This window comes from Herbiconiux daphne, from assembly GCF_024979295.1.
Lineage (GTDB): Bacteria > Actinomycetota > Actinomycetes > Actinomycetales > Microbacteriaceae > Herbiconiux > Herbiconiux daphnes.
On record NZ_JANLCJ010000008.1, the window covers coordinates 39325 to 55457 of the forward strand.

Sequence of the window (16133 nt, forward strand, 5' to 3'; positions counted from 1 at the left end):
AGAGCCCTTGAAAGCTCAGGCTGCCCCGTGGACTATTGGGACTGCGAGCAGACGATGGTGTGTGACGTGATGGTGTCAGCCGTGGCAGGTGCGGCCTTCGACGTGGTCCAGGCCGACGCCGTGTTTGAGCTAGCGGTAGTCGTGCTTGATGCGCGGCGGGTCTCCCAAGAAAGACGAGTTTCGGTGGTCGAACTGGACGCCGCCCGTCTCCGCCCTTACCGATTGGGTCAATGTATACCGACGACGGCGGGTAGGTCTGCCAGTGGCACGCTGCCTGATAACAGTGGCCGCGATAGTGTTGCTATCCGATAACTGATGCGCTGCTCTGCTACCGGTCGCGATTTGTAACCGCAATTGTGGCCCTGTTGTCGATACCTACCGTGAAGACGGTCCCAGTCTTCGCGCGCACTTCGTCAACCATGACACCCGGGGCGACGGCGCGTAGCACGAGTGCGGAGTCGACGACGTCGAACACACAGAGATCGGTGATGATGCGGTCGACCACCCCCGCGCCGGTGAGCGGCAGGTCGCAGGCGGCCACGATCTTGGGCGTCCCGTCCTTGGCCACGTGGTCGGTGATCACGATCACCCGGGGAGTGCCGGCCACGAGGTCCATCGCCCCGCCCATGCCCTTCACGAGCTTGCCCGGGATGGTCCAGTTGGCGAGGTCGCCGTTGCCCGCCACCTGCAGCGCCCCGAGGATGGCCTTGGCCACGTGCCCGCCGCGGATCATGCCGAACGAGGTGGCCGAGTCGAAGTAGCTGCCGCCGGGCAGCAGGGTGACAGTCTGCTTGCCGGCGTTGATGAGGTCGGCGTCCTCGTCGCCCTCGAACGGGAACGGGCCCATGCCGAGCAGGCCGTTCTCGCTCTGCAGGGTGACGCTGACGCCGGGCGGCAGGTGGTTGGCGACCAGGGTGGGAATGCCGATGCCGAGGTTGACGTACTCGCCGTCGCGGAGTTCGGAGGCGGCGATGGCTGCCATCTCGTCGCGGGTCCAGGTCATGGTGGTCTCCTCGTTCTCAGGCGCTCGCGGTGGCGGTCGCGGTCGCGCCGGTGTCAGCGGTCGCGGTCGCGGCCACTGCGCTTGCGCGCGGGCGCACCGTGCGCTGCTCGATGTCCTTCACGCGCGGCTCGGCCGTCACCAGGCGCTGCACGAAGATGCCGGGGGTGACGATGGCGTTCGGGTCGAGGTAGCCCTCGACCACCTCCTCGGCCTCGGCGATGGTGAGCCGCCCGGCGGTGGCGACGAGCGGGTTGAAGTTGCGCGCGGTGTGCCGGTAGATCAGGTTGCCCTCGCGATCCGCCCGCCAGGCGTGCACGAGTGCCACGTCGGCCACGATGCCGCGCTCGAGCACGTAGGTCTCACCGTCGAACTCGGCCAGCGGCTTGCCCTCGGCTACGGGGGTGCCCACGCCGGTCTTCGTGTAGAAGCCCGCGATGCCCGCCCCGCCCGCGCGCAGCCGCTCGGCGAGCGTGCCCTGCGGGGCGAACTCGACCTCGAGCTCGCCGTTCAGGTACTGCTGGGCGAAGAGCTTGTTCTCGCCGACGTAGCTCGCGATCACCTTGGCCACCTGCCGGTTCTCGAGCAGGATGCCGAGGCCCTTGCCGTCGACCCCCATGTTGTTCGAGACGATGGTGAGGTTCGTGGCGCCGCTGTCGCGCAGCGCCTCGATCAGGTCGCTCGGGTTGCCGCTCAGTCCGAAGCCGCCCACGGCGACCGTCGCCCCGTCTTTCACGGTCTCGCGCAAGGCCTCGGCGGCGCTCGCCCACTGTTTCGACATCGACACTCCTTCGTGCGGTTCCCGTGTCCACCACGTGGTCGTGGGTTCGGGCTTTCAAACGACCGTATGCCCGCTCGACGGGGCTGTCAAAGCGCTCTGTGGCGCGCATCCGTCGACCGCTCGCAGTCTGGGCGGGCGACTCGGCTATGCTCACAATATGGACAAGTTGACGGATGCCCGTGGCTGAGCCGGTGCGCGGAGCCCAGCTCGTCTCGCGGGTGAGCCGTCTTCTGAAGGCGGTCTCCGAGCATCCTGACGGCCTCACCGCGGCCGCTGCGGCGCACGCCACCGGGCTCACCCGGCCCACGACGCACCGCCTGCTCGCCTCGCTCGCCGCCGAGGGATTCGTCGACCACGACGTCGCGCGGGGCCGCTGGTTCCTGGGCCCCGAGCTCTACCTGCTCGGGTCGCTCGCCGCCGACCGCTACGACATCACGGATGCGGCCCGCGAGAGTGTGCGCCTGCTCGCTCGCGAGACCGGCGAGAGCGCCTTCTTCTCGGCGCGTCGGGGCAACGAGACGGTGTGCCTGCTGCGGGAGGAGGGGAGCTTTCCGGTGCGGTCGTTCGTGCTGTACGAGGGGGCGCGGTTCCCGCTGGGGGTGGCGTCGGCGGGGCTGGCGATCCTGTCGTACCTGCCCGAGGAGGAGGTCGAGGCGTACCTCGCGTCAGCCTCGGCCTCGCTCGAGGCGGCCTGGGGGCCGCAGCACTCGCCCGCGGCGTTGCGGGCGCGCATCGCCGAGACACGCGAGACGGGGTACGCGGTGAACCCGGCGCTCATCCTCGAGGACAGCTGGGGCATGGGCGCCGCCGTCTTCGACCTCGCCGGCCGGCCGGCGTGGGCGCTCAGCCTCACCGGCATCGAGTCGCGCTTCCGCCCCGAGCGCCGCCCCGAGCTCGGCCGCCTCCTTCTCGGGCAGGCCCACGAGGTTTCCAAGCGCGTTGTCGGGTCGTGAATTCTTCGTGTCACGTGCCCGGTCCCTGACACTGTTCGCCTCGAGCCCGAATTCTTAACCCTACTCCTCGGCCGATCCTGAGGGCGCGTTGCCGCGTGCTTACCTGGAACGCCGCGGTATTTGCAGTGCTGATCATCGGCATCACGAAAGGTGAATCGAAAGAATCGTACTGGCGTTACATTCTTAGGGGAGGGCACCATAGCATCTGAGGATCACCCGTCGAAGAAGACAGGAAGACCCGCAAATGGATTTCAACTCAAGACCCATCGTCGTCATCGGCGCCGGACCCGCTGGTATGTCGACTGCCCTCAGCCTTCACACTGTGGGACACGATGTCATTCTCCTCGAGAGATATCGTGAAGCGCGAGCGGCGGGAAATATCTTGAACCTCTGGCCACCGCCCATCAAAGCGCTTCAGGAAATGGGAGTCGACACCCACGATCTGGGGGCCCCGTGCCACACCTCTTTCCGCGGCGTCAAGGGCAATGTTCGTGCTGACGTGCAGATTCCTGATGAGGTCGTGGCGGCATACGGAGGCGGCTTCATCGGGCTTCTCCGGCCCGAGCTCTACCGGCGAATGCTGGACGCAATGCCGGTTGGCGTCCTGCGCACCAACCAAGAGGTCGCGTCGATCGTCGACAGTGGTGACGAGGTCCAGGTGACCCTGGCGAACGGAAGCGTGATTGCGGCCGCTGCCGTCATCGGCGCGGATGGCATCGATTCGATGGTCCGCAAGCAGTTGTGGGGTGCCTCCGAACGACGCGAACACAAGCTGCACATCATCGCGGGCTACACGTTCGCCGACGTTCCTGGAATTGAGCGCAACGAGGTAGTGCTGACGCATGACAACCAGGTTCAGGGAACCTATTCGTCTATCAGAGACGATGGCCGCGATGGCGTTCAGTGGTGGGTGCTTGAAGCCTGGGATCCGGCGGCGCCGGCGCCGACCGACCTCCGTGCGCATGCATTGACCCTCGCGGAGCGCTTCCCGGGGCCTCTGGCTGATCTCGTGCGAGCGACGGAAGGCGGACACTTCCAGCGGTGGCCGATCCGCGACCGTGTGCCGCTGAAGAAGTGGTCGAAGGGGAGGATCAGCCTTGCCGGCGATGCCGCCCATGCGACTTCTCCCTATGCCGCGTATGGCGCGGGGATGTCGATTTGCGACGGATACGTCATCGCACAGTGCTTGACGGGCGTCGACCTCTCCGACACCAGTGCGGTCGTTGGTGCCCTGGCTGCATACGACGAACGACGCATCGCCCACACCAACTCGCAAGTGCAGCAAGCTTACGTCCTGGGCAAACTGTTCCATCATGCACCGTCGTTCCTCCAACCGATCCGTGACTTCGTTCTTGACCGGACGCCGATGCTCCAGAAGCAGATCGGCGAAAGAAGCCCCGGTGAGATCGTCGCGCAACTGGATGAAATGGGAGCCGGTCTCGTCAGGGCGCGGTAGCGAGCGTCTCATGACCAGTAGCTCGCCTGGCACCGAGCGCGCGCCGCAGCAAGATCGCAGTCGTGATAGCTGGGAGCGCGCGCTCCGCGTCGGTATGGAGCTCTTCGAAGAGGGCGGATCTGCCCATCTGACCATCAACGAGGTCTGTCGTCGAGCTGCAATCTCGGCCCCATCGCTTTATGCGAGGGTCGATGGAAAGTCCGGACTGCTGGCCGCCGTGCACAGGCGGTGGCTCGACCAGTTCGCCCTGACCGAAGATGAGCTCATTGCCCAACACGTGCGGCCCCATGCGACCGTCGAGCACGCTGCAGCGGCAGCCGCCCGTGTCATTATCGGGGTGTTCCGTGCACACGAACGCGCACTCAAAGCTCTGATCGAGCGGAGCGCCTACGACTCGTCGTTCCTGCAACGAGGGTCGCGGGCATCGCAGGGCCTCGTTCAGCGGTTGGCGGCGACTCTGCCCGTGGATTCGGCAACGGCGACTTCCGCGGTTCGGGTGGTGTACGCGGAAAACGTGCTTCGAGTGATGTACGGCCCGAGCTTCCTGGCGGATGTTCCCGAAACAGACCAACAATTCGAGATCAGAGTGGTCCGTCTCGCTCAAGCCGTAGCGGCGGTGATCATGGATAGCTCCGTCGGAGATATCCATGACGACGATGGGCTATATCAGTAATTTGCTGTTGTCTCCCACGGTGCACACCTGAACACTGGACCTGTTCCGCGAGTGCGGTTCCGCGGTCTTCGGCTGAAGTAATCGCGTCCAGGTGGGCTCGACGTAGAGCCCGCTTATGAGGAGGTTCAATGTCGAACGCCACGGCAGACAGAAACAGGTCCGTCACCGACCGTCGGCACGCAGGTGTATGGCAGGCGGTGCTTCTTCTCGCCGGCAGCTGTATGCCGGTTCTGGGTTCGGTGCTCATCACGCCCGTGCTTCCACAACTCTCCGAGCATTTCGCCGATGTGCCCGGCGCGGAAGTCTTGGTGCCGATGATCGTCGCCATCCCCGCGCTCCTGATTGCGATCTTCGCTCCATTCGCCGGTCAGATCGTCGATCGTCTCGGCAGAAAATGGCTGCTGATCGGGGCGATGATCGCGTACGCACTCGTAGGCACTGCACCTGTCTGGTTGTCCGGCCTGCCGGAGATCTTGTTCAGCCGCGTGCTCGTGGGGCTGTGCGAAGCCGCGATCATGACGGTCTGCACGACCCTGATTGTCGACTACTTCCACGAGGAGCGCCAGCGGAACAAATATCTTGGCCTCCAAACCGTGACCACCACCCTGGCGGCGACCGCTTTCATCGTCTTGGGCGGTGCGCTGGGCGTGGGTGGCTGGCACACGCCGTTCTGGGTCTACGCCGTGAGTATCGTCATTGCGATTCCGATGATCTTCTCCCTTTGGGAACCCACCAGCGTCGAGGCGGGTGACACGCCAGACGAAGCGGGTGCGAAAGTGAAGATACCGTGGCGACGCATCGGTGTTCCACTGCTCGTCACGCTCTTCGGCGGATTCACGTTCTACGTGCTCTTGATCGAGACCAGCTACCTGATCGTCGGAACGGGAATTGATGCGTCGGACACCGCAACAATTGGTATCGTGGCGGCCGGCTCGTCCCTGATCACCGCCATCGGCGGTCTGACCTTCGCCCGACTGGCGAAGCTGACCCCGGGTCGCCTGCTCCCGCTCGCGTTCGGGCTTCAAGGTCTTGGCCTCATCCTGATCTGGGTCATTCCAGGCCTGCCGGGGATCGTGATAGGAGCGATCTTCGCGTCCTTCGGCTCTGGTCTGCTTTTGCCATCGCTGCTGACGTGGGTCGTCGCGACGACGCTGTTCGAAGACCGGGGCCGCGTTACGGGATGGTGGACATCGGCATTCTTCCTCGGTCAGTTTCTGACGCCGATTCTCATCGGCGTCCTCACAGCCGGGGTGGGCCGCCTGAACATCGCCGTCGGAATTGTGGGCATCGCGGCCGCTCTCCTGGCCGTTGTGGTCGGCCTGAGCCTCCGTCGATCCGCGCACACGCACGCCTCGGTTCAACGCTGAACAGGCGTCAACGTGGAAGGTACGGCGCGCTGACGTTCTTCGGTGCCCGCGAAGTGTCGCTCGCGGGCACCGAGTCGATGTCGGTCTTCTGAGCGTTGAACGTGTGGACTCCTTGCGCCGCCTCCGCCAGGAGCTCCCGCATCCAGGCGTGCTCAGGATCTCGATCGTGCACCGGGTGCCACCACAGCGCGTTGAGCACCGGAGTAGCGTCGAAGGGCGGCTCATAAAGGCAGATGCCACCAGCACCCAGGGCCACCGGAGCGAGTCCGGACTGAATCAGGCCCAACCTGTCCGTTCCCGCCACGAAAAGCGGGAGTGAGAGAAAACTCTCGACGACGGCATCGACGTGCGGCTCGATACCCAGCTGCTGAAGCTGGCGGCTCGCGGACGTGAACGCAGTGCGTGACTGATATGTGAACACCCAGTGCGACGATGCCAACTGCTCCATTGTCAGCCCGGCGCGCGCCTGCTCGTTCGAGTCGGACGCGATAATGAGCCAATGGTCTCGCCACAGGTCGAGATACGGGAGCCCGGTGAGAAAACCGTGCGGAATGATCAACGCGTCAACCGAACGCAGCCGGACGTCGACATCGTCGATGATCGTCGGCGTATGCAGCATGTATCGAAAGCGAACCCCTGGTGCGCGCTCCGCCGCCAACGCAGAGGCTGCGGCTCCGACCGTCGCGAAACCGTAATCAGACCCGTAGATGGAGAACTCACGGGTCGACTCCTCGGGTACCCAGTCGGCTTGACTGTCGAAGACTCGCCGCGCAGCCTCCAGCGCCGTCGAGGTGTGATCGGCGAGTCGCATCGCCAGTGCGGTCAACTCATACGAATTCCCACGTCTCGCGAGCAGCTGATCATTGAAATGCAACCTCAGGCGCCCGAGGGATGCGCTGAGAGCAGGTTGGCTCAGGTGCAGTCGCTCGGCGGCTTTGGTGACGCTGCGCTCGGTCAACAGCGCGTCAAGCGCCACCAGAAGATTGAGATCCAGACGCGATAACGCGGGCTGGTCAGACATGGCGGGCCTCCTCATGCGGGGCCCGAAGGCCATAAATGACGTCTATGTCCCAGATAGCTAACCACGGATTCCCTGATACGCACCAGGAGCGCGAGACTTAGGACGCATGCCGACACGGCCCCGAAAAAAGGATCGAAGATGATCAAGTTGCTTTCCCACCTCTCGTACGTGGCGATCACGTCTCCCGATGTCGAGGCGTCGGTCAAGTTCTATGTGGAACACGTCGGCCTCTCAGTGGTCGATCGGATCGACGGAGCGGTTTATTTGCGCTGCTGGGGCGACTACTACGCCTATTCGCTCGTCGTCGTTCCGGGTGCGGAGCCCGCACTGGACACCATGGCTTGGCGAGTCAGCAGCTCAGAGGCCCTCGATGAGGCGGCCAACCGCGTCGAAGCGGCGGGTATCCGGGGAGAATGGCTCGATGACGTGCCACACATCGGTCGCGCCTATTGTTTCACCGGGCCATGGGGTCATTCGATGACCTTGCACTGGGCCGTCACTCGGCACGCAGCAGCGGATCGCGTCGCGTCGATCTTCCCCGACCGGCCGGAGAAACGCAGCACCGTGGCCGGAGCCCCCCGCCAGCTCGATCACGTCACTATCGCCACCAGCGACGTTGACGCTTTCGCGACTTGGTACAACGAGGTACTGGGATTCCGAATCATGGCGAAGACCATCCTCGACGAGGCGCCCATCTCCGTCTTCTCCGTCTTGACCACGAACGAGAAATCGCACGACCTCGGAGTGGTTCTGGACGGCTCAACTCGCGCCGGACGCATCAATCACTACGCATTCTGGGTGGATACCCGCGAAGAGCTGCTCATCGCGGCCGACATTCTTCTGGAGAATGACGTGCCAATCGAGTACGGCCCGTCGATCCACGGTATCGGCGAACAGAATTTCCTCTATTATCGCGAACCGTCCTCGCTGCGTATCGAGCTGAACACGGGCGGATACCGCAACTATGTCCCAGACTGGGAGCCGAACACCTGGCGGCCCTCGCAAGGGTCGAACAACTTCTATCGCAACGGCACCATGCCGATTTCCATGACCGAGTCCTTCCCCGCTGCCGACGGGCCCAGCGCCACCGAGGAAGGCGTTCCCGAGGAGATCAAAGACGCGCTGCTCAACCCGTATGCCAAGCACGGGCAGGGTTGACTAGGACGCGGCCGGTGGCCGCCGCGCCTCCGTTCAAACGGTCCTGATCATCCAGTTCTCACAATGACGCGAGGAGATCGCAACTCATGACCTCAAACAGCGCAGTGCCCTACGCTCTAGCCCGCTTACGACTCGGAGGTGCCGTCCATGTGGGCCTCGTCGTGGATGAGCGCATCAGGCCGCTCGACTCAGTGGAGCTCGGTGCGAACGACCTGAACGCATTCCTCGCCAACCCGGACTGGGACAGACTTGGCGCGCTGGCGGTAACGGAGAGCGACGAGTGGATGGCGCTGAAAGATGTCACTCTGACCGCCCCCGTCGAACCGCGCCAAGTGCTCCAGGCTGGGGCGAATTACCGGGAACACGTGATCGAGCTCGTCGCCGCGGGCCTGACGCAGAACAGCGATCGAACACCCGAGGAAGCACGAGAATTCGCGGCACGAATGATGGATGACCGGGCGGCGAACGGCGAGCCCTACTTCTTCATCGGTCTGCCAGCGTGCGTCGTCGGCGATGATGTCCCGCTCGTACTGCCCGCCTACAGCGAGGTGCATGACTGGGAACTCGAGCTAGCCGTGGTGATCGGGCGCGAGGCATTTCACGTCTCACGGGAAGACGCAATCGGTCATGTCGCCGGCTACACGATGGTCAACGACATCACGACGCGCGATCTCGTCTTTCGGAAGGACATGAAAGAGATCGGCACCGACTGGTACCGTGCCAAGAATGCGCCCGGATTTCTTCCGACCGGTCCGCTTCTCGTGCCTGCGGAGTTCGTCGACGCGGATAACCTCGGCGTCCGTCTGGAGCTGAACGGCCAGACCATGCAGAACGGATCGACCAGCGATCTCCTCTTCGACGTCGCCGCTCTGATCTCAAGTGCAAGCAAGACGATGCCATTGCTTCCCGGAGACTTGATCCTGACCGGGAGCCCTCCGGGAAACGGGCAACACTGGAAGCGGTTCCTGCGCGCCGGCGATGTCATGACGAGTTCGATCGACGGACTCGGCACGCAGGTCGTGCGCTGCGTCGCACCAGGAGGCGAGAGATGAGTGCGCCCTCGGAAGTTCCGGCTGAAATCAACCGGAACAACCCGGAGGCCGAGATCGCTGTGCGCGCCGAGGCATATCGCAACTGGGGACGGTGGGGAGAGGCCGACGTGCTCGGCACGCTCAATTTCATCGACAAGCGCAAGCGTGTGGAAGCGGCAGCGCTCGTCACGGAAGGTGCTGTCATCTCGCTCTCCCAGGCCTTCGACACCGATGGTCCTCAGAAGGGCTGGCGCCGACGCACGAACCCTGTTCACACCATGACCGACACGGGTACGGATGCGGAGCGCGGCAACCAAGGCTTCCCTCACGGGATCGGAGGCGCGGACGACGTCATATCCATGCCGCTGCAGTGCTCGACCCAGTGGGACGGGCTCGGTCACATCTTCGACCACGGATTTGCGTGGAACGGCCGCCGAGCTGGTGACGTCGTCACAAGCGAAGGCGATCTCGTCACCGGAATCGAGCATGCGGTGTCCGCCATCGTCACGCGTGGCGTCCTCTTGGATATTGGACGGCATCTGAGTTCGGAGTCAGGCGAACTACCCGATGGCTACGCGATCAGTGCGGCCGAACTCGACGCTTGTGCGGCCGAACAGGGTGTGAAGATCACTCCGGGCGACATCGTGTTAATTCGCACCGGCCGCCTCTCCCGGGCCCGTCGCGAGGGGTGGGGCGACTATGCCGGCGGCCCGTCCGCGGGACTCTCGCTCACCACCGCCGGCTGGATTCACCGCACAGAGATCGCCGCCATTGCGACAGACACCTGGGGATTCGAAGTGCGCCCGAACGAGTTCGACGTTCCGTCCTTCCAACCTCTCCACCAGGTCGTCATCCCTAATATCGGTCTCACCGTCGGTGAGATGTGGGACCTTGATTCCCTGGCCGTGTCCTGCGCCGAACGTCGGCGGTGGGATTTCATGCTGTCTGCACCGCCGCTGGCCATTACTGGAGCGGTCGGCTCGCCCATCAATCCCGTCGCCATCTTCTGACTTCGGGCCAGATCGACCAGCTATCGAGAGAACAGTGAGGTTCTGGTGAGTGCAGTGAAAAAGGTCGCCGTCGTGGGCAGCGGGGTTGTGGGTCTGGCAGCCGCCATCCAGCTCGGCAAGGCTGGCGTCGAGGTCGACGTCTTCGAGGTCGCGTCGGAGCCGAGCGCTCGGGGCTCCGGGATCTCACTTCAGGGCAATGCCCTGCGTGTGTTCGATGCTCTGGGGGTGTGGGAAGACGTTCGCGCCGCCGGATACGCGTTCGAGGGTCTTAATCTGCGCGCACCAGGCCCGGGGGCGCCGATAGTAGCGGCCCTGCCCGATGTCAAGACGGGCGGTCCCGACTATCCGGCAGCCCTGGGGATGCGGCGACCTGAACTCACACGGATCATGCTGGAGCATGCCACGCGTGCCGGCGCACGAATCACCTTCGGTTCACCTGTGTCCGCGGTGGAGACCACTGCTGACGGCGAGGTCCAGCTGTCCGTCAATGGCGCACCCACAGGGGTTTACGATCTAGTAATCGGCGCCGACGGAGTGAACTCCACCGTTCGCAGACTCATCGGTATCGATACCAAGCCGCAACCCACTGGCATGGGGATCTGGCGAACGTTCGTTTCGCGCCCAGATGAAGTGGTGCGCAGCGAGCTCTACTACGGTGGTCCGATCTACATCGCCGGGTACACCCCGACGAGCGAACACTCAATGTACGCCTTCCTTGTCGAGAAGGCACAAGACCGAGCAGGCGTCTCGGACGAACAGGCGACCCGTGTCATGGTCGAGGAATCGCGCGCATACGAGGGGCCGTGGAACCAGATCCGCGCGGAACTCGAGCAGGGCTCTCAGGCCCACTACACCTGGTTCACCAAACATCTCGTTGACGCTCCCTGGAACCGAGGTCGGGTCGTTGTCATCGGGGATGCCGCACACAGTTGCCCTCCGACGGTGGCGCAAGGTGCGGCACAAGGCCTCGAAGACGCACTCGTTCTGACCGAACTGCTTCTCTCGAAGGAGTCAATCGACGAGCAGCTCTGGGACGAATTTCACGCCCGCCGGCTACCACGGGCGCGAGCGGTCGTGGAGGGATCTGTCCAGCTCGGCCAATGGCAGCTCGATGGCGCCCAGGACGCAGATGCCAAAGGACTGATTCTCGAAATCGCACAAAGGATGGCGGTACCCGCATGAACAATCTTCATGGTCCGACGCCCGTCATCGACGTGCACGCTCATCTGCTGCTGCCGTCCCTTCACGACGAAGTCGGACGGCGTGCACCCGAACTGCTCGCGGAGGCAACCGATCTCGAGCGCCGACGCAACGGTAGTGAGAGCCTGAAGGCATCAGGCGCTATGATCGGAGCCCGCATAGCTCAGCTCACCGACTTGGGCGCACGGATAGAGGCGATGGATGAGCAGACCGTGGATCGGCAGTGGGTCAGTGTCTCCCCGAATCACTTCTACCCGTGGGCACCAGAGGGCCTCGCCGCATGGGTCGCCGGTGAGACCAATCGGCTCGTGGCCGAGCACGTCGGACAAGCTCCTGGGCGACTCACCGGACTGGGCGTGATCCCGCTCCAGCATCCTGAACGCATAGTCGAATTCCTCGATGACGCTGTGCTGGGGCGCGGTTTGGCGGGGGTGGAGATTTCCTCCTTTGCGGGCGAGATCGAATTGTCCAGCCCCCGTCTCGAGCCGTTCTGGGCACGCGCCGCAGAGCTGGCGTGCATCGTCTTTCTGCACCCCTTCGGGTGCAGCCTCGACGAGCGGCTGGATCGGTACTACTTGGCGAACACCGTAGGACAGCCCACCGAGAACGCGGTCGCCCTGTCGCATCTGATCTTCTCGGGGGTGCTCGACCGTCACCCCGACCTCAAGATCGTCGTCGCACACGGTGGCGGCTATCTGCCCTTTGCGATTGGTCGTTCCGACCATGCTTGGCGAGTGCGTCCGGAAGCGCACGGATGCGCAAATGCTCCGTCTACCTACCTTCGACGGCTCTGGTTCGACACCGTCGTGCACGACCCGGCGGCCCTCCGGCATCTCGTCGAGATCGCTGGGGATTCACGAGTTCTCCTTGGCAGCGACTTCCCGTTCGACATGGGCCTGGATGACCCCGTTGCGGACGTGCGCTCGGCCGGACTGTCTGAGCGAATCACCGCACAGATTCTGGGTCAGAGCGCCGATGCCCTTCTGCACGCGGGGGTTCGGGCATGAAGATCGCGCGGTGGGAGCATCCCGGCCCACCATCCCGGGGCCCGGCTGACCTCCACGATCAATCACCACAAATCGGTGAAGGATTTGTCATCGACGAACGTGTCGTGCTGTTCCCCGACGCGTTGACGGTCACCGAAGTCCTCGCTCACGGATTGGGATTCGCTCACACGCTGCACGCTCGTGCCGCCGACCTCCCGGGCACGCCCTTGGGGCACGTCCGCCTCCTCGCGCCATTTGTGCCGGCGTCGATCCGTGACTTCGTTACGTTCGAGGAGCACGTCGAAGGGGTCAGCGCAGCTGTGGACGGGAAAAGCGAGGTCGTTGCAGAGTGGTATGAGGCGCCGACGTTCTACTTCTCAAATCCGCACATCGTGCTTGGTCCCGGAGAGCCGGTCAGCCCACCCGTCACCGAACGCCTGGACTTCGAGCTGGAACTCGCTGTGGTCATCGGGGGGGTGCCGGGATCGGACGGCGTGAACCTGTCGGTGGAGAGCGCAGCAGCGCACATCTTCGGCTACACGATCATGAACGACTGGTCGGCGCGCGACCTGCAGTCCCGAGAGATGAAAGTGCGACTGGGACCGGCAAAGGGTAAGGACTTCGGTACGTCGCTGGGCCCCTGGATCGTCACGGCAGATGAACTCGCGCCCTTCGTCGATGATGACGGGTTCCTGGCCCTCCGTGCCGAAGTGAGCGTGAATGGCAGCCACGTCGGCGACGATCTCATCTCGAATATGGGCTGGCCGTTTCCCGAACTCGTCGCCTATGCGGCCCGGAATTCCCGTGTTGTTCCGGGAGACGTTCTCGGATCGGGAACGGTCGGCAACGGGGGATGCCTGGGCGAGCTGTGGGGGAGAGCCGGTGAACTTGTACCTGCGCCGCTGCGCGAGGGTGACGAAGTGCGGATGAGCATCGAGGCGATCGGCGAACTCGTCGCGTCGGTCGGTCGGGCGGTCCCGCCGCCGCCTGTCCCGCCGGCGCGTCGACGTCCGCGGGCTCGGCATCGCTGAGTAGAGTCCTGGCGACACGAGCTAAGGGCTCGGCAGTTCTGTGGGACTCTGCGTGCGCGACACGCCTCCTGTAGTCGTCTGGCTCCAGCCCGGGCCAGACATGGCGCAGCAGCCGCCGGGCGAAAACGCCCGACGGCTGCTGGACCGTGGTGTCGGTTCGTTTATGCCGAACGTCGACGGCGGCGGATCACCAGGGCCGCGCCTGCTCCTAGCAGAATTACTGCTGCGAGGATCGTGCCGGTGATTTCAGCACCCGTTGCGGCGAGGGTGCCATCGCCCGCCACCGGTGATTCATCGCGGCCCGGCTTCGGGAGCGGGGTGGGCTCGGGGTTCGTTACCGGCGCCGCCGCGTAGCGCAGACCGAAGCCGTATTCGAACAGCGGATTTGCGGTGTCGTTCGGCACATCGGCGTATTGCGCTTCTACTTCCTCCATGGTCGACGGAAGTTCGAACGGCAGCACGCCTTCTGGTTCCGCGGCGCCGATGATGACGTTGAGAAGAGCCTCGTCAGAGACCCCGTAGGCGCCCAGCACGGCATCCGAGCTGTCGAGCACCTTGTCGAGGATCAGAGGCCGGGACAGCTGGGGCACGGCGATCGTCGTGACACCTGCTGCGTGCGCCTGAGCGAGAGCCGTGGCGTCCTCCTCACTGCCCGTGATGGTGAGGTCGGTGAGGTCGGCTCCGCCTCGGGGATCGGTCAAGCGCACGATGGCGACGTCCGCCTGGGTCACGTCGGTAACCGGGGTGAGCCCGGCAGCGAGAGCCGCTTCGTCGGTCACGCCGTACAAGAACACCTTCGTGCCCGCACCAGCCTTCAACGGCAGCACGTTGTTTTCGTTTTCGAGAAGAGTCAGCGACCGTTCCTGAGCTTCGAGCCCGACAGCGCGGAACTCGGCGTTGCCCACGAGCGCATCGGCGGCGGCCGGGTCGACGTAGGGGTTCTCGAACAGTCCCAGATCGAACTTCTGAGCGAGAACGCGCCCCGCGGCCTCGTCGAGCCGTTCGTTGGACAAATACCCTTGCTGGACGGCCTGCACGATGTACTGCGGCTGGTCGCTTCCGCCGAGGATGTCCACGCCGGCATTGATGGCGCTGGCATAGCGCTCGGGGAGAGTCAGATCTTCGACCCCCCAGGGCATCCCGGCGCCCCACGATCCGAAGAAAGGTGCCGGCGGACGTGTGTCGCGGCAGACCTGAGGGCAGTCGTTCGCGATTGCCCAGTCGGAGGTGATCACGCCGTCGAAGCCGTACTGCTCTCGCAGCAGATCCTGCAGGAGGTATTCGTTGTGTCCAGCGCCGACCTGCTCGATCTCAGTGCCGTCGACCTCGAGATTCTTGAGGATGGAATAGGTGGGCATGATGCCGGCGGCACCCGCCTCGAACGCCCCCTCGTAGGGCGTGATGTGCTCAGCGAAGTTATTGCCGGGGAACACGGCGTAACGACCGTAGTAGTAATGGCTGTCGTAGCCGTTCTCCTGTGCCCCGTAACCAACCCAGTGTTTCACCACGGTAGCGACACTGCTTTCGGTCAGTCCCTGCGTGCCACCCTGGAGGGCCTCGACGTACGCTTTCACGAATGGCTTGACGTCGACTCCGACGGAGCCGAAGGTGCCGTTGATGCGGGTCCAGCGAGGCTCGGTCGCGATATCGGCCTGCGGAGAGAGCGCCTCACGAATTCCGACTGCAGCATACTCCTGACGAATGATGTCACCCATCTGGTAGGTGAGCTCCGGATCTGCGGTCGCGCCCATGCCGATCGCATCCGGGAAGGGAGTGAAATCGCCATTGGACACCGTTTGGCCCTCGGTCACGGTGAACCCGGAGCGGGGGTCGGTACTGATCAGGAGTGGGATTCCGAGTGGCTCGGCCTCGGCCAGCTCTTGTAGCGCATTGTGCTCTGTGGCGAGCGTGGCCGCACCCACGCCGAGGCGGGAGATATAGGTGGTGATGTGACCGTTCTGGAGGAAGCCCGAAAAGGACGCTTTATCGTACGCGCCCTGCCCGGAAAGGCTCGCGTGCATCAACAGGCCTGCCTTCTGCTCGAGGGTCAGGTGCCCGACGAGATCGGCCGCGCGCTCGTCGGAGGTGAGCCTCCAGTCCTCGTACGGTGTGAGGTCGCCGCTGCTATCGAGGTCGCGGAACTGCAGCCCGTCGACTGTGAGGATGTCCGCGGTGCGGGTTCCCAATTCGGGCTGATCGGCCGCGTACGCCGGCGACGCGAATGTCGCAACAGCCGCTAGCGGGGCGAGCACCGCTCCGGCCACTGCAAGGCCCACCCTCCTCGGCTTGGGTTGACGTGGCGTGGTCGAAATCATGCTTACTCCTTCGTGAGCGTTTGTCTGGTCCAGACAGTGACCGACTTTCAGCTTATTCCGAGGCAAGTATGCGCTGTCAAGTCCATTTGCAAGACTCTGAGGAGGTGATTAAGCCTGACATCGGATTTTAAGTCCAGACGGTGGTCGCTGT

Annotated in this window: 14 protein-coding genes; 10 read left to right on the forward strand and 4 right to left on the reverse strand. The window is 64.1% G+C overall.

Annotation, left to right across the window (positions count from 1 at the left end):
• Positions 1-328 precede the first annotated feature (328 nt).
• Together N1032_RS18275 and N1032_RS18280 are read right to left on the reverse strand one after the other, a co-directional pair.
• Positions 329-1003 carry a CoA transferase subunit B gene (locus tag N1032_RS18275; protein WP_259540662.1) on the reverse strand — a complete coding sequence of 225 codons (675 nt, stop codon included), beginning with the start codon at positions 1001-1003 and terminating at the stop codon, positions 329-331.
• A 16-nt stretch (positions 1004-1019) separates the two neighbouring features.
• On the reverse strand, positions 1020-1781 hold the full coding sequence (locus N1032_RS18280) for a CoA transferase subunit A (RefSeq protein ID WP_259540663.1): 762 nt from the start codon (positions 1779-1781) through the stop codon (positions 1020-1022).
• A gap of 173 nt (positions 1782-1954) precedes the next feature.
• Here N1032_RS18280 and N1032_RS18285 point away from each other — a divergent pair, with 173 nt between their 5' ends.
• From N1032_RS18285 to N1032_RS18300, 4 genes are all read left to right on the forward strand, one after another.
• On the forward strand, positions 1955-2734 hold the full coding sequence (locus N1032_RS18285; RefSeq protein ID WP_259540665.1) for an IclR family transcriptional regulator: 780 nt from the start codon (positions 1955-1957) through the stop codon (positions 2732-2734).
• 244 nt (positions 2735-2978) lie between these two features.
• Positions 2979-4190 carry an FAD-dependent oxidoreductase gene (locus N1032_RS18290; RefSeq protein ID WP_259540666.1) on the forward strand — a complete coding sequence of 404 codons (1212 nt, stop codon included), beginning with the start codon at positions 2979-2981 and terminating at the stop codon, positions 4188-4190.
• Between the two features lie 10 nt (positions 4191-4200).
• Entirely contained in the window at positions 4201-4863 is a 663-nt protein-coding gene (locus N1032_RS18295) for a TetR/AcrR family transcriptional regulator (protein WP_259540667.1), read from the forward strand.
• A gap of 128 nt (positions 4864-4991) precedes the next feature.
• Positions 4992-6230, forward strand: coding sequence for an MFS transporter (locus N1032_RS18300; protein ID WP_259540668.1), 1239 nt, complete (start codon positions 4992-4994; stop codon positions 6228-6230).
• A gap of 7 nt (positions 6231-6237) precedes the next feature.
• On the opposite strand, the gene N1032_RS18305 is transcribed toward N1032_RS18300, so the two are convergent.
• A complete protein-coding gene (locus tag N1032_RS18305; RefSeq protein ID WP_259540669.1) occupies positions 6238-7251 on the reverse strand; it encodes a LysR family transcriptional regulator in 1014 nt (337 codons plus the stop codon).
• A 138-nt stretch (positions 7252-7389) separates the two neighbouring features.
• Here N1032_RS18305 and N1032_RS18310 point away from each other — a divergent pair, with 138 nt between their 5' ends.
• The 6 genes from N1032_RS18310 (at position 7390) to N1032_RS18335 (ending at position 13667) form a co-directional block, all read left to right on the forward strand.
• Complete coding sequence (locus tag N1032_RS18310) at positions 7390-8409, forward strand: VOC family protein (RefSeq protein WP_259540670.1); 1020 nt, start codon at positions 7390-7392, stop codon at positions 8407-8409.
• A gap of 86 nt (positions 8410-8495) precedes the next feature.
• Entirely contained in the window at positions 8496-9461 is a 966-nt protein-coding gene (locus N1032_RS18315) for a fumarylacetoacetate hydrolase family protein (RefSeq protein ID WP_259540671.1), read from the forward strand.
• Positions 9458-10450 (forward strand): cyclase family protein, encoded by a 993-nt coding sequence (locus tag N1032_RS18320; RefSeq protein WP_259540672.1) that lies wholly within the window; start codon positions 9458-9460, stop codon positions 10448-10450. The genes N1032_RS18315 and N1032_RS18320 overlap by 4 nt, the downstream gene beginning before the upstream one ends.
• 45 nt (positions 10451-10495) lie before the next feature.
• Entirely contained in the window at positions 10496-11632 is a 1137-nt protein-coding gene (locus N1032_RS18325; RefSeq protein WP_259540674.1) for an FAD-dependent monooxygenase, read from the forward strand.
• Entirely contained in the window at positions 11629-12657 is a 1029-nt protein-coding gene (locus tag N1032_RS18330; RefSeq protein WP_259540678.1) for an amidohydrolase family protein, read from the forward strand. The genes N1032_RS18325 and N1032_RS18330 overlap by 4 nt, the downstream gene beginning before the upstream one ends.
• Positions 12654-13667, forward strand: coding sequence for a fumarylacetoacetate hydrolase family protein (locus N1032_RS18335; protein WP_259540679.1), 1014 nt, complete (start codon positions 12654-12656; stop codon positions 13665-13667). The genes N1032_RS18330 and N1032_RS18335 overlap by 4 nt, the downstream gene beginning before the upstream one ends.
• Before the next feature lie 161 nt (positions 13668-13828).
• Here N1032_RS18335 and N1032_RS18340 read toward each other — a convergent pair whose 3' ends face one another.
• Positions 13829-15982 carry a glycoside hydrolase family 3 protein gene (locus N1032_RS18340; RefSeq protein ID WP_259540680.1) on the reverse strand — a complete coding sequence of 718 codons (2154 nt, stop codon included), beginning with the start codon at positions 15980-15982 and terminating at the stop codon, positions 13829-13831.
• Positions 15983-16133: the final 151 nt, after the last annotated feature.